17 protein-coding genes and 1 tRNA gene are annotated in these 24,100 nt (G+C 36.2%); 8 read left to right on the top strand and 10 right to left on the bottom strand.

All coding sequences use genetic code 11. The features are described 5' to 3' along the window. Positions 1-17: 17 nt before the first annotated feature. The gene (gene hap / locus K6J66_RS03845) at positions 18-4,208 is read right to left on the bottom strand and encodes an adhesion and penetration autotransporter Hap (protein ID WP_110442689.1); all 4,191 of its coding nucleotides are present in this window, start codon (positions 4,206-4,208) and stop codon (positions 18-20) included. Between the two features lie 318 nt (positions 4,209-4,526). Continuing rightward, entirely contained in the window at positions 4,527-7,358 is a 2,832-nt protein-coding gene (uvrA, locus tag K6J66_RS03840; RefSeq protein WP_038439185.1) for an excinuclease ABC subunit UvrA, read from the bottom strand. 153 nt (positions 7,359-7,511) lie between these two features. Here uvrA and K6J66_RS03835 point away from each other — a divergent pair, with 153 nt between their 5' ends. After that, positions 7,512-8,018, top strand: a complete 507-nt coding sequence (locus K6J66_RS03835) for a single-stranded DNA-binding protein (protein WP_038439187.1) — start codon at positions 7,512-7,514, stop codon at positions 8,016-8,018. 177 nt (positions 8,019-8,195) lie between these two features. On the opposite strand, the gene K6J66_RS03830 is transcribed toward K6J66_RS03835, so the two are convergent. The 4 genes from K6J66_RS03830 to bcp form a co-directional block, all read right to left on the bottom strand. Beyond that, positions 8,196-8,990: an energy transducer TonB gene (locus K6J66_RS03830; RefSeq protein ID WP_038439189.1), complete on the bottom strand. Its 795-nt coding sequence runs from the start codon at positions 8,988-8,990 to the stop codon at positions 8,196-8,198. 9 nt (positions 8,991-8,999) lie between these two features. Beyond that, on the bottom strand, positions 9,000-9,443 hold the full coding sequence (gene exbD, locus K6J66_RS03825) for a TonB system transport protein ExbD (protein WP_005648853.1): 444 nt from the start codon (positions 9,441-9,443) through the stop codon (positions 9,000-9,002). 3 nt (positions 9,444-9,446) lie between these two features. After that, on the bottom strand, positions 9,447-9,899 hold the full coding sequence (exbB, locus tag K6J66_RS03820) for a TonB-system energizer ExbB (protein ID WP_005648856.1): 453 nt from the start codon (positions 9,897-9,899) through the stop codon (positions 9,447-9,449). A gap of 168 nt (positions 9,900-10,067) precedes the next feature. Beyond that, on the bottom strand, positions 10,068-10,535 hold the full coding sequence (bcp, locus tag K6J66_RS03815) for a thioredoxin-dependent thiol peroxidase (RefSeq protein WP_038439191.1): 468 nt from the start codon (positions 10,533-10,535) through the stop codon (positions 10,068-10,070). Positions 10,536-10,635: 100 nt separating this feature from the next. On the opposite strand from bcp, the gene dapA reads away from it, so the two are divergent. The 3 genes from dapA to hpf all read left to right on the top strand — a co-directional run bounded on the left by dapA (position 10,636) and on the right by hpf (position 12,785). Then, positions 10,636-11,532, top strand: a complete 897-nt coding sequence (dapA, locus tag K6J66_RS03810; RefSeq protein WP_038439192.1) for a 4-hydroxy-tetrahydrodipicolinate synthase — start codon at positions 10,636-10,638, stop codon at positions 11,530-11,532. Between the two features lie 110 nt (positions 11,533-11,642). Next, the gene (gene bamC / locus K6J66_RS03805) at positions 11,643-12,290 is read left to right on the top strand and encodes an outer membrane protein assembly factor BamC (RefSeq protein WP_005668207.1); all 648 of its coding nucleotides are present in this window, start codon (positions 11,643-11,645) and stop codon (positions 12,288-12,290) included. Between the two features lie 171 nt (positions 12,291-12,461). After that, the gene (gene hpf, locus K6J66_RS03800; protein WP_005653397.1) at positions 12,462-12,785 is read left to right on the top strand and encodes a ribosome hibernation-promoting factor, HPF/YfiA family; all 324 of its coding nucleotides are present in this window, start codon (positions 12,462-12,464) and stop codon (positions 12,783-12,785) included. A gap of 440 nt (positions 12,786-13,225) precedes the next feature. On the opposite strand, the gene K6J66_RS03795 is transcribed toward hpf, so the two are convergent. The 4 genes from K6J66_RS03795 to K6J66_RS03780 all read right to left on the bottom strand — a co-directional run bounded on the left by K6J66_RS03795 (position 13,226) and on the right by K6J66_RS03780 (position 15,812). Then, positions 13,226-13,315: transfer RNA gene (locus K6J66_RS03795), tRNA-Ser, on the bottom strand. 158 nt (positions 13,316-13,473) lie between these two features. After that, positions 13,474-14,370, bottom strand: coding sequence for a glycosyltransferase family 8 protein (locus K6J66_RS03790; RefSeq protein ID WP_110442693.1), 897 nt, complete (start codon positions 14,368-14,370; stop codon positions 13,474-13,476). 117 nt (positions 14,371-14,487) lie between these two features. Then, entirely contained in the window at positions 14,488-15,075 is a 588-nt protein-coding gene (rdgB, locus tag K6J66_RS03785; protein WP_110442692.1) for an RdgB/HAM1 family non-canonical purine NTP pyrophosphatase, read from the bottom strand. An 11-nt stretch (positions 15,076-15,086) separates the two neighbouring features. Beyond that, positions 15,087-15,812, bottom strand: a complete 726-nt coding sequence (locus tag K6J66_RS03780; RefSeq protein WP_110442691.1) for a 3-deoxy-D-manno-octulosonic acid kinase — start codon at positions 15,810-15,812, stop codon at positions 15,087-15,089. Positions 15,813-15,888: 76 nt separating this feature from the next. Here K6J66_RS03780 and K6J66_RS03775 point away from each other — a divergent pair, with 76 nt between their 5' ends. From K6J66_RS03775 to K6J66_RS03760, 4 genes are all read left to right on the top strand, one after another. Then, positions 15,889-16,932, top strand: a complete 1,044-nt coding sequence (locus K6J66_RS03775) for a glycosyltransferase family 9 protein (protein WP_110442690.1) — start codon at positions 15,889-15,891, stop codon at positions 16,930-16,932. 321 nt (positions 16,933-17,253) lie between these two features. After that, on the top strand, positions 17,254-19,464 hold the full coding sequence (hxuC, locus tag K6J66_RS03770; protein ID WP_110442550.1) for a heme/hemopexin-binding protein HxuC: 2,211 nt from the start codon (positions 17,254-17,256) through the stop codon (positions 19,462-19,464). A gap of 75 nt (positions 19,465-19,539) precedes the next feature. Next, a complete protein-coding gene (hxuB, locus tag K6J66_RS03765; RefSeq protein ID WP_110442551.1) occupies positions 19,540-21,237 on the top strand; it encodes a heme/hemopexin-binding protein HxuB in 1,698 nt (565 codons plus the stop codon). Between the two features lie 11 nt (positions 21,238-21,248). Then, positions 21,249-24,038: a filamentous hemagglutinin N-terminal domain-containing protein gene (locus tag K6J66_RS03760; protein WP_110442552.1), complete on the top strand. Its 2,790-nt coding sequence runs from the start codon at positions 21,249-21,251 to the stop codon at positions 24,036-24,038. The last annotated feature ends 62 nt before the right edge of the window (positions 24,039-24,100 follow it).

The following is a 24,100-nucleotide window of genomic DNA, read 5'->3' as shown; positions in this document are numbered from 1 at the left end:
TAAAATTATGTTGATTTTTACCAACGATAGCCCAATTTCACGCCCACATTTTGCTGTTTGCCGAGTTGTGAACCTTGAGATTTTGAGATAAAAGCGGAAATTTGGAAATGTAAAATTTCTGCCTTTAATCCCACTTCTTTTTGCCAATAACGCCCAAATGATTGTTGCAACATCGTGCTATTTACAGTGGTTTGTACGTTAGTGTTTGAAACATCAACATAATTGACGAAGAAATAAGGCTTAACGGTGATATTATCTGTCGGGGTAAATGTATAATCGACCCGTACACCAGCATTATAGCGATTAAATGCAAGGCTCGGTGTTTGCACTTTCACTTCTTCAGATTGATAATTTTCACGTTCAATAAAATATCGATTAACACCCAAATAAGGCTGAATACCCAATTGCCCTAAACGGAACTGATAACTTGCATTCACACCATAATTTATCGCTTTTCGATGAATTTTTCGGCTTTGTTCTTCAGCCATTTTACTCGCACTGATTCCCGCGCCCACGTTTACACCAAATTGTAAATCGCCCCATTGATATTGGGCAAAACCCGACATCATCGTTAATGTCGCATGATTTTTAACCTGTTCGTCAAAGGTATTATCTGAACGGCTATGCGAGAAAACCGCCCCAATTCGTCCGTTAGCTAAGGCTTTTTGCACCCCAATTTGACGCAAGTTCGTTTTCTGCTGATAAGCACGAAACGCATCAGAATCATAACGTCTTTTATCCTGTGCGATATTTGTCCACACGGCAGATTGTGCTTGATCTACAAAAAGACGATCTAATTCATCTTGAACAGAAAGCATACTATTTACTGTTGCAGATAATTCTGATAACGCACTATTTGAATAACGGCTGATCAAGTCTTTTTGTTTGCGTTGTCTTTCAGCTTGCTCTTGAGCTTTACGCTCTTTTTCCACTTGCTGTTGGACATCAATAACCTCAAGTGCGGCTTGTAATACGTTTAACAGGCTTTGATCAAGCGGGGGATCAGAAAACACTGCTCTCAATGCTCTTTTTGACCGCGCTTTTGCTTTAGGGCTTTGTGTTCTTGGCACCAGCTCAGCTTGTTTTGCTTCTAATGTTCGTTCTGTTTGCTCTGCTTTTACTAAATCATTACGCAATTCCTGCTCTTTTATTGGATTATGCAAGCGGAATTCGCCGTTATTCTTCACTAATTTATAACGTAATGCACCTGCATCAACGTGGTCATTTTCTAAAGTAAATTTGAGCTTATCTGATAACGGTTTATTATCTTTGCTTTCAACCAAAGTTAATTGCTCAAGGGTCACGGGTTCTGTGCCTGTGTTGCGAACAGATAATGTGTAATCGCCCTCAGCGTCATCGGATAATTTTAATTTATCGCTTTTATAGCCAAATAAAGATGAAGTAAATTGGAATGTGCCTTGCCCGCTCAATTTACCATTTACTGTCAATGTGTTGAAACGATGTTCAGCCGATGTTGGCGTTGTTTCCGTCTCTAATGAACGGCGACGACGGCGTGGCGCATTGTTTGGACTAGCTGAATAAGCTGAATTTAACGTAACAGTACTATTATTTAGAGTTAAATTCTGCAATGTAGTATCGCTAGGCATTGTCCAAGTCGCATTTTCCAACGTCACTGTTGTGTCTTTGTCGCCCTGAATTTGGTGCGAAAAATGGCTGTTTTTTAAAGAAAATTGAGCAGAATCCGTTAAATGCACATTACCGTTCAAATTTGCATTGTCCACCGTTGCTTGAGCTTGCTGATGAAGACTGATTGTGCCAATCTGTGTTGCTTGATTGCTTAATGTAAAACGGCTAGTATCCGCTAAATTTACATCGCCCGTTAAAGTTGCATTATTCACGGTGGCATTCGCCTGATTAACAAGGCTTAACGAACCAGTTTGGGTTGCATTATGGCTTAATGTAAATTGACTATTCTGCGTTAAAGTCACGTTACCGATTAAATCAACTAAGCCCGATGCCACCGCACTTGCTGAGTTCATTAAATGCACATTACCATTGACTTTTGTTCTTGGTAATGAATCAATTGTTTTTTGTTCTGTTAGATTTTCCGATTTACATTCTGTTAATCCTGTCCAATCTGAACGCGTGCAAATGGTATTTTGTTGATTTGGCACAACACCAAATGTAGCGTTGGCGTTATTGCTGATTGTCCAATTTCCCTCAATTTTAGAAACATTGCGAGAAACCACCGCACTTCCGCCTTTAATTTGGAAGTTTTCAGCTTTAAATGTGCGGTTGATCCAATCGTGATCCCACACAATTTCGCCTTGTGGTATATTTTCCATTTTTGACCAACGTTCGTTCAAATGATTGTAGGCGTGCGGTGTCGGTCTACCGCTGAAAAATAGTTTACCTTTTGTTTGGGTAATATCGCCGTTTAAGTTTGTACCGCCTGAAAGTAGTAAAGTGCTATCTTCTGCAGTGGGTTGATAAATAAGGTTTAATCGCCCATTGTGTTTATTTTCATCTGTTTCGCCAAACCAACCGTTAAATGCAATATCTCGCTTATTAGTTAATTGTTTTAAATCATCATTTATGGTGTCATAACCTGTAATAGTAACATTAGCCACTTGAGTGGTATTATGGTTCACAATCATCGCCCCCTCGTCCGTATTTTGGATACGTTTAAAGGTTAATGAATGTCCGTTAAGATCTAAGCGACCACCACGAAAACCGAAATAGATATTGTTAGGATCAACTTGATCTGTACTATTTAATTGAACTGTTGCTCGACCGCTTACAATACCAACTTCTTTGAAAGCTTGTTTTTGACCCGCTTCATCTGCTTGTTGATCTAAAATGACTTTGCCGTTACCTACGCTAATTGAGCCTAAGTTTTTACCTATACCATTTACAAGGAGTGTCCCGACACCAATTTTAGATAGGCGATCATTTTCAGGATTGTGAACTTTCCATTCAACAGTTGCATCTTGTCCAATAGATACGCCTGCACCTTGCCAAGTTATATTATTTTGACTGCCTTTTACAACAAAATTACCTTCAAAGTACAATCCACCAGCACCTTGATTTATATTATTTTCAATTGTTAAAGTTCCTGTTCCTCGATCGCCAAAGTAAATACTTTTCCCATGATGTAATGCTGGCGACCATGGATTAGGACCTCCATAAGTGGGGGCTTCATCGCCATTTTTATCTCTAGCATCATGAAGTTGGCTGTTATCATAAAGCCCCACTGTTTGTGGTGGTTGTTTTGCACGTACAGGTAATGTACTTTTGATTGTTGTCACTATTCCATTATGATCACTTCCTATATTAAATTTATATTCAGCATTAGTATCTAAAAAATTAACTGTAATGTCTTGACCAAGAATATCTTGAAAATAATTTTTTCGTGTGATTTGGTAGCTGTTTCCTACTGCATCATAAGGATTTCCTTCACGTAACACACCATTTAATAACCATTTCTTAACTACCTTATCATAAATAAACATTGGAGAACCACTATCCCCGAATGAACCTGCTGTAGGTAGTGGGCCATATTTATTAGGATTTTGTACTCGCCCATTTAATTCTAATGTACCGTTACCAGCTGATCCATCTTCAAAAGTATTTCCACCTATTAACCATGAACCTCCATAGGCTAAATCTCCAATGGTTTTATTATTAGCGTCTTTCCACCATTGATGCCCACTTCCAACTCTAACTCGCAAAGGATATTGATTAAAATTTTTGTAACGATTACCGTCCATATATGAAACCATTTCAATAGGTGCGGTTTCCGTTACAAATTTCTCTAATCTTGGATGTTGATAATCATTATATTGTCTATCACCGCCCTTATAATTATATCGTTTTACTACTTTATATTTAAAACGATGTTGGTCTGGATTTCTTCCCTCCATACCAAAATCAACGCCATCATACCCTACATTATGTGCGACGCTAATTAAATGCTGTTCACTTATCAACGTTGCATAACCACCACGAACCATGGGAGATAAATCAGGCATAGGTACATCTTTCATCATCGCACCTATCATTTCCCCTTTCTTGTTATAAACCTCAATATTTTTAGCCCCAACTGTGAACTTCCCTTTATTCTCGGCAAAATCACGATAATATTGGTAGTCAATCCCAAAATAAGTATGACCTGCCCACGCTTGCGATACTATCCCTAATGAAATGCAAGCGGTTAAAAAATTCAGACGAAATACAGTTTTTTTCATAATGTTTATTTAATTAAGTAATTTTTCGTATTAAAAAATACGTGGTTAAACGACTATTGAACAATAAAAGTGCGGTGATTTTCTAAGGGATTTTAGCTAAAAAAACGAACTAAAAGGCACAAAAGAAAATAAATGAGTAAAACTATATAGTAATTAAGCCAAAATTTCTAGGTTTTTGCTTAATACTTAGTGGGTAATCTAATCTTGCGATGTGGTAATATTGTATATAATTTACATAGGCGACTAAAGTTAAAACAATATCACTAATAAAATAACCGCACTTTATGTGAGTTTTCTCTGAAAGTGCGGTCATTTTTTCTAAGGTTTTTCTAAAATCAGTTTAAGGAAGCGAGCGGTGTGGGAGCTTTTTACTTTAGCAACTTGCTCTGGTGTACCCGTCGCAATAATTTGTCCGCCGCCACTGCCTCCCTCTGGGCCAAGATCGACAATCCAGTCTGCGGTTTTAATCACATCAAGATTGTGTTCAATGACGACAATAGTATTTCCTTGGTCGCGTAATCGATGCAATACTTCAAGTAATTGCTTAATGTCAGCAAAATGCAAACCAGTCGTCGGTTCATCTAGAATATACAAAGTTTTACCCGTATCACGTTTAGAAAGCTCGGTCGCTAGCTTAACGCGTTGTGCTTCGCCGCCTGAAAGTGTTGTGGAAGATTGACCTAATCGAATATAGGATAATCCCACATCCATCAAGGTTTGTAATTTTCTTGCAATCATTGGAATCGCATCAAAAAACTCGCGAGCTTCTTCCACTGTCATATCTAAAACTTGATGAATTGTTTTGCCTTTATAACGAATTTCTAAGGTTTCGCGATTATAGCGTTTGCCTTTACATTGGTCGCAAGGAACATAAACATCGGGCAAAAAGTGCATTTCAACTTTGAGTACACCATCGCCCTGACAGGCTTCACAGCGTCCACCTCGTACGTTAAAGCTAAAACGCCCAGGATTATAACCACGCGCACGCGCTTCTGGCACACCTGCAAAAAGCTCGCGAATTGGGGTAAATAAGCCTGTATAAGTGGCTGGATTTGAACGTGGCGTGCGTCCAATCGGGCTTTGGTTAATATCAATAACTTTATCGAAATGTTCTAATCCCTCGATAGATTGATAAGGTGCATAATCCGTCTTTTCCGCTCTATTTAACGCATTTTGCGCAAGTGGAAATAAGGTGTCATTAATAAGTGTGGATTTTCCTGAACCAGACACACCAGTTACGCAAGTAAACAAACCAACGGGAATATCTAAATTCACATTTTTTAAGTTATTACCTGATGCACCTTTAAGTTTGAGCCATTTTTTCTTATCAAGTGCGGTGCGTTTTTTCGGGATTTCGATTTTATCTGCACCCGATAAAAATTTTCCTGTGATGGAATTTGGATTGAGCATAATTTCATCGGCATTTCCTTGTGCAATAACTTGTCCGCCATGCACGCCAGCACCAGGCCCAATATCAATAATATGGTCAGCTGCACGAATCGCATCTTCATCGTGTTCCACGACAATTACCGTATTACCAAGATTACGCAAATGAATTAACGTATTAAGTAAGCGTTCATTATCACGTTGGTGCAAGCCAATAGAGGGTTCATCTAATACATACATTACGCCAACAAGTCCCGCACCAATTTGACTCGCAAGGCGAATACGTTGCGCTTCCCCGCCTGAAAGGGTTTCCGCAGAACGAGAAAGAGAAAGATAATTCAAACCTACATTGACTAAAAATTGCAAACGCTCGCGAATTTCTTTAAGAATTTTTTCTGCAATTTGCGCTTTTTGACCTGTTAAAGAAAGTGCGGTAAAAAATTCGAGGGTTTCGCCAATGCTTTTTTCCGCAATTATCGGCAAATTGGTTTTTCCAATATACACATTACGCGCTTCGGGTCGTAAACGAGATCCGCCACAATCTATACAAGGTCGATTGCTAATATTTTTTGCTAATTCTTCACGCACCGACATTGATTCCGTTTCTTTATATCGGCGAGCCATATTATTCAAAATCCCTTCAAAAGGATGCTTGCGAATAACCACATCACCACGATCATTCATATATTGGAATTCAATTTCCTCTTTGCCTGAACCCTGCATAATGATGTGTTGAATTTTCTTTGGCAAAGATTCATAAGGGGCTTCAACATCAAAATGATAATGTTTCGCCAATGAGGTAAGCATTTGATAATAATAGAAATTACGACGATCCCAACCTTTTACCGCACCACCAGCAAGAGAAATAGTTGGATTTTGCACCACACGATCTTCATCAAAATATTGCTGCACACCCAAGCCATCACAAGTTGGGCAAGCACCTGCAGGATTGTTAAAGGAAAACAAACGAGGCTCTAATTCTGGCACAGAATAACCACAATGGGGACAAGCAAAATTTGCCGAAAAAACTAATTCTTCTGCTTTCGGATTATCCATTTCTGCCACAATTGCGGTGCCACCAGAAAGCTCTAATGCGGTTTCAAAAGATTCGGCTAAACGTGTTGCTAAATCTGACCGCACTTTAAAACGATCAACCACTACTTCAATAGTATGTTTTTTCTGTAAGGCTAATTTTGGCGGATCAGATAAATCGCAAATTTCGCCATCAATACGCGCACGAATATAACCTTGCGCAGCAATATTTTCTAAAATCTTAACATGTTCGCCTTTTCGATTTTTGACAACTGGCGCAAGTAACATCATCTTGCTGTCTTCTGGCAAACTTAATACTTTATCCACCATTTGACTAATTGTTTGTGCCGTTAATGGAACATCATGATCTGGACAACACGGCTCCCCTACTCGTGCAAACAATAAACGTAAATAATCGTAAATTTCCGTAATTGTTCCCACCGTAGAACGTGGATTGTGTGAGGTAGATTTTTGTTCAATGGAAATTGCAGGGGAAAGTCCCTCAATAGAATCCACATCAGGCTTTTCCATTAAAGATAAAAACTGGCGTGCATACGCCGAAAGAGATTCAACATAGCGGCGTTGCCCTTCCGCATAAAGTGTATCAAAGGCTAAAGAGGATTTTCCCGAACCTGAAAGCCCAGTAATCACCACAAGTTTATTGCGTGGAATAGTTAAATTAATATTTTTCAGGTTATGGGTTCTAGCCCCGCGAATATCGATATTTTCCATAAAATAACTCAAAAGTATGAAATAAATGTAAATTTTGCGATCATTATCGCATATTTTAATATCTGTGCAAATATCCAGTTAAAATATATAGATCTTTTAAAAAATTTCAGGCAAAATAACCGCACTTTTTTAGATAAAAAATGAGGTTTTTTTATGGCTGGAATTAATAAAGTCATTATTGTAGGTCATTTAGGTAATGATCCTGAAATTCGTACTATGCCAAACGGCGATGCCGTTGCAAATATCAGCGTAGCAACCAGTGAAAGCTGGAACGACCGTAATACTGGCGAACGCCGTGAAGTAACAGAATGGCACCGCATTGTATTCTATCGTCGTCAAGCAGAGATTTGCGGCGAATATTTACGCAAAGGCTCTCAAGTGTATGTGGAGGGTCGTTTAAAAACACGTAAATGGCAAGATCAAAACGGTCAAGATCGTTACACCACAGAAATTCAAGGCGATGTAATGCAAATGCTTGGTGGACGTAATCAAAACGCAAGTGGTTATGGTAATGATATGGGCGGTGCGCCACAACCTTCTTACCAAGCTCGTCAAACTAACAATGGTAATAGTTATCAATCATCTCGCCCTGCTCCACAACAATCTACACCACAGGCTGAACCACCAATGGATGGATTTGATGACGATATTCCGTTCTAAATTACATAGATTGAAAAGTAAATGATAAAAATCAAAGAGAAGCTGAATAAACGAGAGCTTCTCTTTTTATTTTACTAATTAAAAGGACTAAATCTATGATTATAGATTTAGTCCTTAATTTTATAGCTTTAGTTTTAGGGAAGATTAATTGCTACCATTTATCTTCCATATCACATTTTATTGAAGAGTAAAACTAATTTGCACACTTAAACTCGAAGGAAATCCTGCGGGTCTTGTTCCAACAGAGCGAGATACGTTAATAGCGTCTAATGCCGCCTTATCTAAACTTTCATCGCCTGAGGATTTTGTAACCTTAGCACCACTTAACGAACCATCAGCTCCTACATTAAAAGATACACTCACTTTTCCTTGTTTGCGCATTATCTTTGCTCGAGTTGGATAACGTTTATGGCTTTCAATTTCACGGCGGATTGCAGAACGGTAAGCCGCTATTTCACTCGTATCCGTTCCACTTCCTGCTACCTGTGCATTGCTATTAGCTGCACTTGTTGTACTTGCTTTATCATTTACGTTGGCACTTGAATCAATATTTTCATCGCCTTTTGGTAGCTCTTTATTGATTGGTTTCTTTTGTGGTTTAACCTCTTTTTTAGGTTTCTTCTTCGGCTTTTCTTTGGGTTTTGGCTTTTCCTTTTCTGGTTCTTTGATTTTTTTCGGTTCAGGTTTTATTGTTGGATCTTCTACAATTTCTTGTTTTTCTGGTTCTGGCTCTTTTTGTACATTTTCTGGCTCAGGCTCTGGCTCTTTTTGTACATCTTCTGGCTCTGGAGCAGGTTCTTCCAACACCATGCCCTGTAATAGTTCCATAGAAATACTTGTAGATATATCGCCTTGTGCGCTATTTGCACTATCACTTGGCTCATTCCAATTCCATAAGATAAATCCTATAACAATACCGTGTGTGATCAAAGAAACAAGCAAACCCAATAGCGAACGTTTTGTTTGCTGCATAATTATTCCTTACGGCGTAGTTGGTACAGATTGGGAAGGAGTAGATTCTTGAGAATTTTCACCCGCACTTTTTCCCTTATCTTTCATAGAAACAATTGCCACATTTTTGATTTCATTTTTAGAAAGCATATCTGTAATCGTCACAAAATCTTGGAAAGAGGCTTCGGCATCAATTTTTAAAGTTACTTTCTGATCTTTATTCCATTGAGCAATTTCTGCCTCTAGAGCTTCTTGAGAAATAGGTTTATCATTAAAATAGAGTTGTTTATCCGCTGTCACTGTCAATAATTTAGCTAGCTCGTCAGATTTAAATGCGACCGCTGTACTAGCTTTTGGTACATTTACTTGAATTTTACCTTGAGAGATAAAAGATGCAGTAATAAGCACCACAGTAAGTAGCACCAACATAATATCAATGAAAGGGATAATGTTGATTTCATCGAATTTTTTCACGAATTATTCCTTATCTTTTTGTTCGCTTAATACTTTCCATTTTAAACGATTAACTTCAACTTTACGCCCCAAACCGTTATAAAACACCATAGAGGGAATAGCCACTAGAATACCTAATGCAGTTGCTTTTAATGCTAAAGATAAGTGCAACATAATTACACTTGGATCAATGTCGCCACCGCCGTGACCGATTTGATAGAAAGTTAATAAAATCCCGATAACTGTACCAAGTAATCCAACATAAGGCGCATTTGCACCGATGGTAGAAATCACTGTCATATTACGGTTTAAATCAATATCTAATGCGTGAATAGTAGAATAATGTGCCACGCTTACCTTTCTTAAAAAAAGATAACGTTCAATTACCATCGCAAGCATAATAATGCTCATCAGTAATAATAAACCGATGATAAAATAATCACTGTACTGTTGTAAAAAATCAAAAAGTTGTACCATTTTTTTTCCTTGTTATTTGAGAAATTTTTTTGAGAATATAATTGAGAATGAATTTCAATCACTCGGGGAATTCTAGCAAAGGCTGAATAATGCGTAAACCTTGAATTGAAAAATTTCTGAATTTTTTACCGCACTTTATGTGGAAAAGTGCGGTTATTTTTTGAAATATTATAGGGAACGAAGATAATCAATGATCATTTGATGATGGTCTTTTATCTTAAATTTATCAAATACTTGCATAATAGTTCCGCTTTCATTGATTAAAAAACTAATTCGATGAATACCGTCGTAAGTTCTCCCCATAAATTTTTTTTCGCCCCATACGCCAAATTGCTCCGCAACTTGATGATCAGGATCAGAAAGCAATGTGAAATTAAGTTCTTTTTTCTCAATAAATTGAGCTAATTTTTTCGGGGCATCAGGACTAATACCAAGTACAACTAAACCTAGTGCATCTAATTCAGATTTACTGTCGCGCAATCCGCAGGCTTGTGTGGTACAGCCTGGAGTGAGAGCCTTTGGATAAAAATAAATTAAAACTTTTTTACCACGAAAATCATTTAAAGAAACAAATTTTTCTTGTTGATTTAATAAGGTAAAAGCAGGTGCTTGATTACCAACAGATAATGGATTCATAAAAAACTCCTTTAATGAAAAAAAATTTGCAAATTAAAGTTATTTTAGCGACTATAACAAGTGAAACCAAATAATAAAATTAAAAACCGACGGAGGTTATATGTCAGCGCAAAATTCTTTATTTTCGGGTAGCATAGTTGCCCTTGTTACGCCAATGAATCATTATGGCGAAGTCGATTTTTCCTGTTTAGAAAAATTAGTAGAACACCACATTGAAGCTGGTTCTAATGCGCTTGTTTCTGTGGGTACAACGGGAGAATCTGCCACGCTAAGTATTGAAGAAAATGTAAAAGTCATTGAAAAGACCGTTGAATTTGCCAAAGGACGTATTCCTATTATTGCGGGAGCGGGGGCAAATGCGACAAGTGAAGCAATTACAATGACTAAATTATTACGAGACAGTGGCGTAGCAGGATGTTTATCTGTTGTGCCTTATTATAATAAACCAACCCAAGAGGGAATATATCAACACTTTAAAGCCATTGCGGAATGTACTAATTTACCACAGATTCTTTATAACGTTCCTAGTCGCACAGGCAGTGATATGAAGCCAGAAACAGTTGCTCGTTTAGCTGAAATTGAAAATATTGTAGGCATTAAGGAAGCAACGGGAGATGTTAGCCGAATAGTTAAAATTAAGCAGCTTGCAGGTAAGAATTTTATTGTTTTAAGTGGCAATGATACAACAGGCTTAGAAGCAATAAAATTAGGTGCTGAAGGAGTAATATCAGTAACAAATAACATTGCAGCAAAAGATATGGCTGATATGTGCCGTTATGCACTTGCGGGAGATTTTGATAAAGCGGAAGAAATTAATGCTCGTTTAATGCGTTTGCATCACGACCTGTTCATTGAATCTAATCCAATTCCAGTGAAGTGGGCAGCTTATCGCTTAGGCTTAATTAAATCGCCACATTTACGCTTGCCACTTACAACACTTAGTGAAGAAATTCAACCAAAAGTAGAAGATGCGCTAAAAATCGCAGGATTGTTATAAAAATAAAGGGGTAAGTAATTACCCCTCACTTTTATGTATTATAGATCAGTAAAATAATCAAAAAGTGCGGTCAGAATTTATCAAATTTTCAATTTAGTTAAGGTTAATATATGAAAAAAATAATATTGAATTTAGTAACGGCTATTATTCTAGCTGGTTGTTCGTCTAATCCTGAAACCTTAAAAGCAACCAACGATTCATTTCAAAAATCTGAGACGAGCATTCCCCATTTTTCCCCTTTGGCTACTGGAGGTGTACAGTTACCAAAAGCTGATGATGCCTATTCATTACCTAATATTGAAGTGAAAAAAGGGGAAGATATTGATATTCGCCCACCATTAATCCCTCTCGCTATTATTCAAAATTCAATAACAAAATTTGATGGCGAGCGTTCGTTGATTGTCTATCCAAAACAACAGGCAAAACTATATAATCTTCAGCAAGTTAAGCGTTTATTGAAAGATGAGGGTATTTCATCCACAACAGATGGTTCGATTTTAACAACTGATTGGGCAAAAACAGAACGAATTGGCGATAAATCTATAGAAATAAAATATCAAATAGAACAAGTTATGACAGCTGATGTAAGTGTGCTTACCGTATCTATTTTACATATGCGCCGAGATGGTATTATTTTTACACCAAATGTATCAGATAAACAATATTATACTTCGGAACGTTTAAATCGCATTGTTTTAACACTCACTACCGCGTATAACAAACAATTACAGGATTTATCAAGCACTTTAATTCAATAGGGGGCGTCATATAATAATTTCTCTAAAATAATAGATATTTAAACATGAGACATAGATCATTCTTTTGAAAATTACTCTGATATTTATCTTTAAAACACTTGAAAATCTAAAATAAGAACACTATTTTGTTATTAACTAGAATTTAAATCACGCAACAAAGAGGTAAATGCTATGACACTTAATATTACCAGTAAACAAATGGACATCACTCCTGCAATTCGTGAACACTTGGAGGAAAGACTTGCGAAGTTAGGTAAGTGGCAAACGCAGTTAATTAGCCCACATTTTGTTTTAAACAAAGTACCTAATGGATTTAGTGTTGAAGCCTCTATTGGCACACCCTTAGGCAATTTATTAGCCAGTGCAACTTCAGATGATATGTATAAAGCAATTAATGAAGTGGAAGAAAAATTAGAACGTCAGCTTAATAAACTTCAACATAAAAGTGAATCTCGCCGAGCTGATGAACGTTTAAAGGATTCTTTTGAAAACTAAATACTGTAGATAAAATCTAATCTGGCAGTCTTATTGTAAAATAATATGTCTGTCAGATTAATTTTAGATGAAACAATTAAATCACTAAAAATTGATGATATTAACTCAAAATATTAATAAATTTTATTAAATATAGATTAATTTAACCTATCGTGCACGGCGATGTAAACTTCAGTACATTCACGCTTATCCACTACAAGAACATAAACGACAACTTTATCTTCAATAACTTCATAAACTTAAACAATGCCCTACAGAGCGAAATTTTATTTTATAAAACACACCAAAAAATCTAAAAAACCGCTCGGCAAATACGTATAAATTTCCTAAGCGTTTGATTAATTTTTTCTTAAATTGCTTTTAATAAAAATAGAGACTAATGAAAGATACAGATTAAATTTATATTTTTTAACGAGATAGATATTATTTGACAGGATTAGTGGCGGTGAGAAAGGGATTTGAACCCTTGATGCAGTTTCCCACATACACGCTTTCCAGGCGTGCTCCTTCAACCACTCGGACATCTCACCGTAAAAGGTAGGCGAACTATAAAGATTTACTCTGGTTTAGTCAAGTTTTTTACTATAAAAAATAAAAATCTTTAGAAGATTAGTTAAAAAATAGGCAATAAAGCTATTGATCTAATCCAGAGTTAGAAGAAATTAATAATTATTAAAACAGATAATTTTTAATAAATGCCATATATTAATTTATCTTTTATTCTCTTTCTTAATCTTTTTATTTTAATTAAAAAAGGGATTTTCTCAAAATGATCATACCAAGATGATGGTATATCAATAATTTTATCCATTTCTTTTAAAAGTAAATTTCCTATATGACAATTTAAGTGACTGCATTTTTTGTGCCAAAATTTATATGGACCACAATAATGAGAAATAATTATTGGCATTTTTATGTGTAATAAATTTTTCTTTTTAATCAAACCTCGATCCGTTGGTGTAAAATTAAATCTATTATTAATAAATTTTACTTTTCCTTTACAGATACCATTTAGAATATCTTGATCTTGGTATTTCATAACATTATTGTATTTATTCATCCAGTTTATTGATTTTTGGAAAATATTTTCTTCTTTCCATTTATTTAAATTAATTAATAATATACCTGCATTAAAATAAGAATATCCTTCTAAACCAATGGATTTTTTATAAGCTTCATTTTTTACGTCAATAAAAGTATCTCGACATGCTGCCAAATAATAGTTCGTTATATCTATATCCCAAAGTTCTTGAAGTGAAGAGTTTGTTAATGTATCTACATCAATATAAATAGCTTTTTCTATATTCTTTATATATTTAGTTAAATTTAGTCTAGCGTAAGTCGCTAAAGATATGTAATCTATTGTTTTTGGAAAGTTTTGAAAATCAGCCTCACAAACAGGCAAGAAAAATACTTTACAGGAGTATGAGCTTGCTAAATTATTTATTATGGTCTTATTTTCCTGATTTATTTTCATATCAAGAATATAAAAATTTATTTTTTCAGGTGTATTTTTAATAATGCTAAAAATACTTACAGCTAAATAAGTTGCATAATAGTTGTCAGATGAAAATATAATATTTATCATCTGTCTGTCTGTCTGTCTGTCTGTCTGTCTGTCATAAAATTATCTTCTGATTAACGTGTGAATTATTATTTTTAGGGTTATTTTTTATTGATAGATTAAATAATTTTATTACCTTTATAATTTATTTTTTAAAACGCTCAATGCCTTTGCACGATGAGAAATTTTTTTCTTCTCAGCTGTTTCTAATTCAGCAAATGTGCAACCTTGTTCTGGACTAAAAAATAAACTGTCATAACCAAAACCATTTTCGCCTTTTTCTTCAAAACCAATCACACCGTGACACTCGCCTTCGGCTATAATTGGCGATGGATCCGTTGGATGTTGTAAAAACACGATACAACTCACAAATTTGGCTTGGCGTTTATCTTGTGCAACATGAGCAAGCTCTGCCAATAATTTCTCACGGTTTTTAGCATCATTGCCCTCTTCGCCAGCATAACGAGCAGAATACAGACCTGGTGCGCCATTAAGTGCGGAAACCACCAAGCCTGAATCATCTGCAATAGCAGGTAAACCTGATTTCTCTGAGGCATAGCGTGCTTTTAATAAAGCATTCTCAACGAAAGTTAAGCCAGTTTCTTCTGGGCTTTCAATGCCTAAATCTGTTTGTGCAATCACTTCAAAGCCAAAATCAGATAGGACATCAGCCATTTCTTTTACTTTTCCTTTATTGCCTGTAGCAAGTACGATTTTTTGTTTCATAATCAATCCTTTTATTGATGATAAGCTGCTGTTAAATCAGCCCAGTTTTGCTCGGTAAATTGAATATTCATTCGTCCAATTTCTTTTTCGAAGGAACGTTTTAAACGATTCAGATTTTGCACTTTCCAAAAATCTCCAGATTTTTCGCCGCACTTATCAAAATCCAGTAACCAACATTTTTGCCCTTGTTCAGTTTGTTGAAGCAAAATATTGTGTGCATTCAAGTCTGTATGGCAAATCTGTAAATCATGTAGTTTTCGAATCAAACGACCAATTTGCGTCCAAGTTTCTTTTGGCAATGTTTGTGTTTGTAAAAGTGCGGTTAAATCCTGCGCATTTTCGATTTTTTCCGTCAAAATATCCGCTTGATAGCAAATACCTAACTTGCCTTTTTGAATACGTGCAGCAATGGGTTTAGGCACAGGTAACCCCGCTTCATACAAACGTTGCAACAAATGAAACTCAGCAAAACTACGGGTAGTTTCAAGAGCAGAAAAACGATAACGATCTTTGTTCAGTTTAGCCCAAAGTCCACCGCGATAATAATGACGCAACGCACAATTTACACCAAACCAATCTTCAGTTTGCAAAAAATAAGTGATGCCGCGACCTTTTGCACTTCCTATCAGTCGGTCTTGTTTTTGCCAAAATTCCGCTTGGAAAAACTCGGTTGCTTGCTCAAAAGTGCGGTCAAAATTAAAGATAAAATATTGGTTATCTTGTTGGAATTGGTGCATTAGAACGTTGTTATAAATAGAAAATGGGGTCATTCTACTTTAAAATAGGCACAAATTAAATAATAAAGGAATGCCAATGCCACTTTTTACCAAAGCTCCAAAATCCCTTTGTATTCTCCGATTGTCAGCGGTAGGCGATGTTTGCCACGCCTTAGCTGTGGTTCAGCACATTCAGGCATATTATCCCCAAACAGAAGTGACTTGGATTGTAGGCAAAACCGAAATGGGTTTGCTTTCGGGTATTCCTAATGTCACGCTCATTCCTTATGATAAAAAAGCGGGATGGAAAGGCGTTTTATCACTTTGGAAACAACTAAAAAATAAGCAGTTTGATGCGCTATTAAATATGCAAACAGCATTTCGTGCATCAATCCTTTCTTTAGGAATTAAAGCAAAATTCAAAATTGGATTTGGAGAAAAACGTTCTCGCGAAGGGCAATGGCTATTTGTAAATCGTCGTATCAGAGATCCTTTTTCCCCTCACGTATTAGATGGATTTATGGCTTTCGCTGAATATATTGGCGTACCGAAAGCAGAACCGAAATGGGAATTAGCTATCTCACAAGATGATGATAAATTTGCCGATCAATTTATTGATTTCTCTCGTAAAAATTTATTAATTTCCCCTTGTTCTAGCAAAGCAGAAAAAGATTGGCTAATCGAACGTTATGCAGAGGTTGCCAATATTGCCCATCAGCATAATGTCAATGTGATTTTCTGCAGTTCGCCAGCCAAACGTGAATTAGAAATAGTCGAAAAAATTACCGCACTTTGCCATTTCACGCCAACCAATATTGCAGGAAAAACAAACCTAAAACAGCTTACCGCTTTAATTTCTAAGGTTGATTTGGTACTTTCGCCAGATTCTGGCCCTGCCCATATTGCGACAACACAAGGAACACCCGTTATTGGCTTATATGCCTATCACAATCCTTTGCGTACTGCGCCTTATAATAATTTAGATAACGTGGTATCTGTATATGAAGAAAATGCCCAAAAAGAATTTGGCAAACCATCTTCTGAACTACCTTGGGCAACCAAACTAAAAGGGAAAAATTTGATGGCAGAGATTCAAGTCGAACCCGTCATTGAACAAATGAAAAAATTGGGATTATTTTGAACAAATAATCTGTATCTCAAAACTTAGATAGTTTTAATATAGCCAACTTGAAAGTTGTTTTTGGAAAGTAAGCGCTTTAGTTTTTTAAGTTAAAAATCAATAACTTGTTGTCAAAATAATTATATTTAGTCATAAAATCTATACCTTAATCTCTCGCTTATTTAGTCCAATTTTTGCAGGTACAGATTGAAATCCAAAATTAGTTTGAATTTTACGCAATTAAATGCAAATGATTATAAATAAACCAATTGATTATTATTATTATTATTATTATTATTATCGCCATTCTCCTCTTTTTAATTATTACAATAAGGAAAACAGATGCGATTTTCTAAACTTTCCCTTGCAATTACAACAACCTTAGTGACAGCAAATGCGCTAGCGCAATCCGTTGAATTAGACTCTATCAACGTTATTGCGACACGAGATCCAAGTAGGTTTGCTTATACGCCAGAAAAACAATCTAAAGATAGTCTTCTTTCCAAGCAAGCCACTAGTGTTGCAGCTGCGTTAGAAGACATTCCCAATGTTGATATTAGAGGCGGTTCAAGAAGCATTGCTCAAAAACCTAATATTCGAGGGTTAAGTGATAATCGTGTTGTGCAAGTTATTGATGGCGTGAGACAAAATTTTGATTTAGCACATAGAGGTTCTTATTTTCTTCCAATGTCACTCATCCAAGAAATTGAAGTAATCAAAGGACCAAGTAGCTCCTTATGGGGTAGCGGTGCATTGGGTGGTGTTGTGGCAATGCGTACGCCAAATGCTTTGGACTTATTGAAAAATAATGACAAATTCGGAGTTAAAATTCGCCAAGGTTATCAAACTGCTAATAATTTATCGGAAAAGGATGTGTCTGTATTTGCGGCAAATGACAAATTCGATGTTCTTATTAGTGGTTTCTATAATAATGCGGATAATTTACGCACTGGTAAAGGCAATAAGCTGAATAATACCGCCTATAAACAGTTTGGGGGCTTAGCAAAGTTTGGTTGGCAAATTAATGATGCGAACCGCGTGGAATTATCCCACCGCGAAACTCGTTTTAAACAAACAGCACCAAGCAATAATGAGGTGGAAAACGAACTTACCAATGAACAAATTACAGATCAAATCAACAAGTTCCACGGATCAAAAGACGATCTTCTTCCTAGAAGACAACCATCAGAATCAGAAAGATCAGAGTTTTACTCTAAAGTGAAGACACGTTTTGGTAGTGTCAGTTATTTAAGTGATCAACAAATTCCTGATCAAAGCACGGTATTTAACTATTATTTAACGCCAGATAATCCTTATCTAAATACGCATATCGCGCTGTATAACAATAAAACTATTGAGAAAGAACAGCGTAAAGTCAGTGGTGTGAAAGATCAGACTAAATTGACTACCCGAGGTATAAATTTACGTAATTCTTCCGAATTATCTCACATTTCCTTTGTTTATGGGGTGGATTATATGCGAGATAAAATCCGTACCGAACGAGGCACAAACGGTAGTGATGCGAAGTTTCGAGCGGAACCCTATAATGCGAATTCAAACACTACAGGCGTTTATTTAATCGCTCATATTCCGCTATTTGGGGAAAAATTGCTACTTTCGCCAAGTGTACGTTATGACCACTACGATACCTCAAGTAAAACTGTAAAATACAAGGATAATCATTTATCTCCTGCCACAAAATTGACTTGGATAGTGACCAATTGGTTAGATTTTACTGCCAAATATAATGAAGCTTTCCGAGCACCATCTATGCAAGAGCGGTTTGTGAGTGGTGCTCACTTTGGGGCAAATACTCTAGGGCTAGATCAAGTCAATAGATTTGTAGCAAATCCAAATTTGCGCCCTGAAACAGCGAAAAATAAAGAAATTACCGCAAATCTACATTTTGATAGTCTGTTTAAACAAGACGATAAATTCAAAATTGAAGCGACTTATTTCCGTAATGATGTGAAAGATTTTATTAACTTAAAAATATTTAATGATGCAAAGACAAATACAAATGCAAATGCAAGTGCAAATGCAAATGCAAATGCAAATGCAGGTGCAGGTGCAGGTGCAAGTACAAATAGAGCATTTTTGCCAACAAATTCCCAGTATCAAAACATAACTAATGCCCGTTTAAGCGGTATTGAGTTGCAAGCTCAATACCAAACAGAACGTTTAACGCTATTTACTAACTACGGCAGCACCAAAGGTAAAGATAAAGATAGTGGCGAAGCTTTATCAAACATTGCCGCAAGCAAAATCGGCGTAGGGGTAAATTATGCTTTAGTAAAAGACAAATTCACGGTGGGAGCGACAGTAACCCATTACGCTGCTCAACGCCGAGTGCCTAAAGATCATAGTGTTACCTACCCAAGTTATATACTGACCGATCTTCGTGCTACCTATGCACCATTAAAAGGCGAATGGAAAAACCTGCGTTTAGATTTTGCACTGGAAAACTTGTTTGATAGAAAATATCAACCCGCGTTTAGTTTAATGGAAGGCACTGGTCGTAATGCGAAAATTAGTGCAGTTTATAGCTTCTAAATTTACTTTGGAAAAACGCCCTAAAGCTGTTTTCCCTCAATTTTTGTAATTTTATCAATTAATAGGACATAAGGAATGAAAATGAGACCTCGTTATTCTGTTATTGCAAGTGCGGTCAGTTTAGGCTTTGTTTTGAGTAAATCAGTGATGGCATTAGATCGGCCAGATACTGGATCATTGAACCGTGAACTAGAACAACGTCAAATTCAATCAGAAGCCAAACCTAGTGGCGAATTATTTAATCAAACGGCAAATTCGCCTTATACTGCACAGTATAAACAAGGACTGAAATTTCCACTTAAGCAAGTACAGATTTTAGATCGAAACAATCAAGAAGTCGTCACAGACGAGCTTGCACATATTTTAAAAAATTATGTAGGAAAAGAGGTATCGCTGTCAGATTTAAGTAATTTAGCAAATGAGATCAGCGAATTTTATCGTCATAATAATTATTTAGTTGCAAAAGCAATTTTACCACCGCAGGAAATTGAGCAAGGTACGGTAAAAATTTTGTTACTCAAAGGTAATGTAGGCGAAATACGCTTGCAAAATCACAGTGCATTAAGCAATAAATTTGTATCCCGTCTCTCTAATACAACAGTGAATGCGTCCGAATTTATTTTGAAAGATGAGTTAGAAAAATTTGCTTTAACAATAAACGATGTTCCAGGGGTAAATGCTGGTTTGCAACTCTCCGCAGGCAAAAAAGTCGGCGAAGCGAATTTACTGATTAAGATTAACGATGCAAAACGTTTTTCTAGTTATGTTTCAGTAGATAACCAAGGCAACAAATATACAGGGCGTTACCGTTTGGCTGCGGGGACAAAAGTCAGTAATTTGAATGGCTGGGGCGATGAATTGAAACTGGATTTAATGAGTTCTAATCAGGCTAATTTAAAAAATGCTCGTATAGATTATTCCTCTTTAATTGATGGTTATTCTACGCGTTTTGGTGTAACTGCTAACTATCTCGACTACAAATTAGGTGGTAATTTTAAATCATTACAATCTCAAGGGCATTCCCATACCTTAGGGGCTTATTTGTTGCACCCAACAATCCGTACACCAAATTTTCGTTTAAGTACTAAAGTGAGCTTTAATCATCAAAACCTTACGGATAAACAACAAGCGGTTAATGTGAAACAAAAACGGAAAATAAATAGTTTAACTGCAGGGATTGACGGTTCTTGGAATCTTATTAAAGATGGGACAACTTATTTTTCATTGTCTACCTTGTTCGGTAATTTAGCGAATCAAACTAATGAACAACGACATAATGCAGTAGAGAATTTTCAACCACAATCGCATTTTACGGTATATAACTACCGCTTGTCTCACGAGCAAATTTTACCAAAATCTTTTGCTTTCAATATTGGTATAAACGGTCAGTTTGCCGATAAAACCCTTGAAAGCTCACAGAAAATGTTGCTTGGTGGTTTGTCTGGAGTACGTGGACATCAAGCTGGTGCGGCTTCTGTGGATGAAGGGCATTTGATACAAACAGAATTCAAACATTATTTACCAGTCTTTTCCCAAAGTGTGCTAGTTAGTTCATTGTTCTATGACTATGGTTTGGGAAAATATTATAAAAATAGCCAATTTCTCGCACAAGGCGTGAAAAATAGCGTGAAATTACAAAGCGTTGGTGCAGGACTTTCTTTTTCAGATGCTGGCAGCTATGCCATCAATGTCAGTGTCGCCAAGCCGCTTGATAACAATATTGATAATGCCGATAAACACCAATTTTGGCTTTCTATGATTAAAACTTTCTAAGGAGGTATGCTATGTATAAATTAAATGTAATTTCTCTTATCATATTGACCACTTACACTGGTGCGGCATATGCTTCTACACGGGATTTTCCACAAAATCATCAGATCATTACTGGGAATGCAACTGTTTCTCAAGCTGAAAATAAAATGACGATTAATCAAACAACCCCTACAACTCAAATAGACTGGCATAGTTTTGACATCGGCCAAAATAAAGAAGTGGAATTTATACAGCCTGGCGAAAATTCTGTGGCATATAACCGTGTAACTGGCGGCAATGCTAGCCAAATCCAAGGGAAATTGACGGCAAACGGTAAAGTTTATTTAGCAAACCCTAATGGGGTTATTATTACCCAAGGGGCACAAATTAATGTAGCTGGTTTACTTGCAACGACCAAAGATTTAGAGAAAATCAGTGAAAATGGCAATAGCAATAGCTATCAATTTACCCGTAAAACAAAAGATGGTCAGGTGGTAAAAAACCGTCAGGTGCTAAAAGACGGTCTGGTGGTAAAAGAAGGTCAAGTTATCAATGAAGGGAACATTACGGCACAAGATTTCGTGGTACTTAATGGCGATGAAGTTATCAATAAAGGGAACATTAACGTTGAAAAAAACTCTACAATCAATGGCAAAGTATATTTATCCTCAGGCGAGGATTTCACATTTACCTTACCAGATAGCGTTATAAGTGTGGCATTAGAAGATAATACAGTACAGGGTATTGTTGAAAATGAAGGTATTGTTAAAAATGAAGGGAGTATTAAAGCAGGAGATATTACACTAAGCGCAAAAGGGCGTAAGCAAGCATTAGATAGTTTGGTTGTGAATAATGGTGTGTTAGAAGCGACTAAAGTCAGAAATACAAACGGAAAAATTGTGTTATCTGCTGATGAAATTAAGTTAAATGATAAAAGTGATATTAAAGGGGAAGTTGAAACTTTATTTACCTCAAATGAAAATAAAAAACTTAAAATCACTTCTCAAACTGGCTCAAAAGTTACCTCGCCTAAAATCGACTTTAAAGGCAAAAGCGTTAATATCAAAGGTGACTTTGGACGTGAAGATAATACAAAGCACTATAGCGATGAGCATAAAACATTAAAAACAGAAGTTAATATTGACGTGCCAGACGATGAAAATATTCGTATTGCGGATCAAGATAAAGATAAAACGGGTACGGGTACGGATTCATTTATACAAACAGAGGCGTTAAGTTCATTACTAGCTAATAATGGAAAAGTAAATCTTAAAGGAAAGGACGTTAATATTTCAGGACGTATTCATATAGATTCCTTTAAAGGCACAGATTCGCTATTAAAGCTAACTAACAAAGGTCATATTGATATCAATAATGCGGATATTCATTCAACAGGTCGTTTATTTTTTATAACCAGTTTGCAGAATGAGAAAGATTTTCAATCAAATATTACCATTACTGACAGCAAAATAAATCTTGGTAACGGAGCTATGGGATTGGGGCGTAGTGTCAATGAAGAAGACCTCGATAGATGGCGTAGAACGGAAGGCTCACAACGCAAAAAGTTTGATGTTAAGATGCGTAATGTAGTATTTGATCAGGTTGATGATGTGGTTTTAGCAGGTGGATTTGAAAAAGTTAATTTAGATAACATCGCCGCCACAGGACAGACGAATTTTTACATTGATGGGGGGGTATCCCGTAATAGAAATGGTAGGGGTTCGAAATATGAATACGGTGTATTAGATTTAGACAAACGTACGCAGTTATCGGAGTTAGATCAACGCAGACGCCGTTGGGGATATTACAGTGATTTAGATTTAGATATGAACAGAGCCTATTGGCATCGTTTTGATATGTTTGCCACCAAAAATACAGGGCGAGCAGCTATTAAAGGCACAGAAATTAATATTTCTAACAGTAATATTAATCTGAAAAATGGATTTGTGCATTTACTGGCAGAAAAAATTAAATTAGATAATAGCAAGATTGATATTACTTTTGATAAATATAATTCAGAAGATATTTCAACTCAAATTAACCGTTTAGGAATGAATGGTAAAGTCTCAATGGTAAACTCACATATCAAAATCGTGGGCGATGAGAAAAGCGATATATCTCCAAAAGCACCTTATGCTACGATGTTTTTAATCGGGGAATTAATAGGGGAAAAAAGTTCTATTTTTGTGAAATCTCATCAGGGTTACACCTTTAGAACTGATGGCGATACAAAAATTGCAGGTAAAAACAGCAAAGATGACTTGAAAATTACTGCAATTAACACAGGTGGAAGAACTGGGAAGGAAGTGATCATTAATGGTGCGCCAGGCTCAATTGATAATGATGCTAATATCGCCAATATGGCATTTACTATTGGTGATAACGCAGATACTAAAACAACCATTGAAAATGCCGACATCACTGCCTTAGCACCAAACGGTGGGACAGCTTATTTAAGCTCCAAAGGGGTAGAAATTGAGGTAAAATCAAATTCAAATTTCACATTCTTTGAACTGCCTCGTGAGAAAAACTTTAATCAAACAAAAATTAACGGCGATTCTACCAAACTCAGTGAACGTGGTTTTGCTAGACTTTATGACAAAATTAACGGTGTGCGAGCCACCAACTTGTCTGCTGAGCAATTGAATGTTACGGACTCAAGCGAAAAAATCATTAATACAAATTTAGTGAGTAGCTTAGATGTTGAAAAACTTGTTTCTGTTGCAGTTTGTGATGCAGGTAACGGTTGCGAAGAACAACAATTCGGCGATAAAGGTAATAATACTAAAGTGAGTGTTGGAGAGTTAGAAGCTGAACAATAACTATTCAGAACACAAGGTAAAAGCATAAAGCCAATCTGACAGACATCAATTAAATTGCATGC

Origin of the sequence: Haemophilus influenzae (assembly GCF_019703545.1) — a bacterium.
GTDB lineage: Bacteria > Pseudomonadota > Gammaproteobacteria > Enterobacterales > Pasteurellaceae > Haemophilus > Haemophilus influenzae_E.
The sequence above is the reverse complement of the archived record's forward strand: the minus strand, read 5'-3'. Positions and strand labels throughout refer to the sequence as shown.

Coding starts and splice junctions, on each gene's coding strand:
- hap (WP_110442689.1), bottom strand. CDS start 4,208: ATGAAAAAAACTGTATTTCGTCTGAATTTTTTAACCGCTTGCATTTCA.
- uvrA (WP_038439185.1), bottom strand. CDS start 7,358: ATGGAAAATATCGATATTCGCGGGGCTAGAACCCATAACCTGAAAAAT.
- K6J66_RS03835 (WP_038439187.1), top strand. CDS start 7,512: ATGGCTGGAATTAATAAAGTCATTATTGTAGGTCATTTAGGTAATGAT.
- K6J66_RS03830 (WP_038439189.1), bottom strand. CDS start 8,990: ATGCAGCAAACAAAACGTTCGCTATTGGGTTTGCTTGTTTCTTTGATC.
- exbB (WP_005648856.1), bottom strand. CDS start 9,899: ATGGTACAACTTTTTGATTTTTTACAACAGTACAGTGATTATTTTATC.
- bcp (WP_038439191.1), bottom strand. CDS start 10,535: ATGAATCCATTATCTGTTGGTAATCAAGCACCTGCTTTTACCTTATTA.
- dapA (WP_038439192.1), top strand. CDS start 10,636: ATGTCAGCGCAAAATTCTTTATTTTCGGGTAGCATAGTTGCCCTTGTT.
- bamC (WP_005668207.1), top strand. CDS start 11,643: ATGAAAAAAATAATATTGAATTTAGTAACGGCTATTATTCTAGCTGGT.
- hpf (WP_005653397.1), top strand. CDS start 12,462: ATGACACTTAATATTACCAGTAAACAAATGGACATCACTCCTGCAATT.
- rdgB (WP_110442692.1), bottom strand. CDS start 15,075: ATGAAACAAAAAATCGTACTTGCTACAGGCAATAAAGGAAAAGTAAAA.
- K6J66_RS03780 (WP_110442691.1), bottom strand. CDS start 15,812: ATGCACCAATTCCAACAAGATAACCAATATTTTATCTTTAATTTTGAC.
- K6J66_RS03775 (WP_110442690.1), top strand. CDS start 15,889: ATGCCACTTTTTACCAAAGCTCCAAAATCCCTTTGTATTCTCCGATTG.
- hxuC (WP_110442550.1), top strand. CDS start 17,254: ATGCGATTTTCTAAACTTTCCCTTGCAATTACAACAACCTTAGTGACA.
- hxuB (WP_110442551.1), top strand. CDS start 19,540: ATGAAAATGAGACCTCGTTATTCTGTTATTGCAAGTGCGGTCAGTTTA.
- K6J66_RS03760 (WP_110442552.1), top strand. CDS start 21,249: ATGTATAAATTAAATGTAATTTCTCTTATCATATTGACCACTTACACT.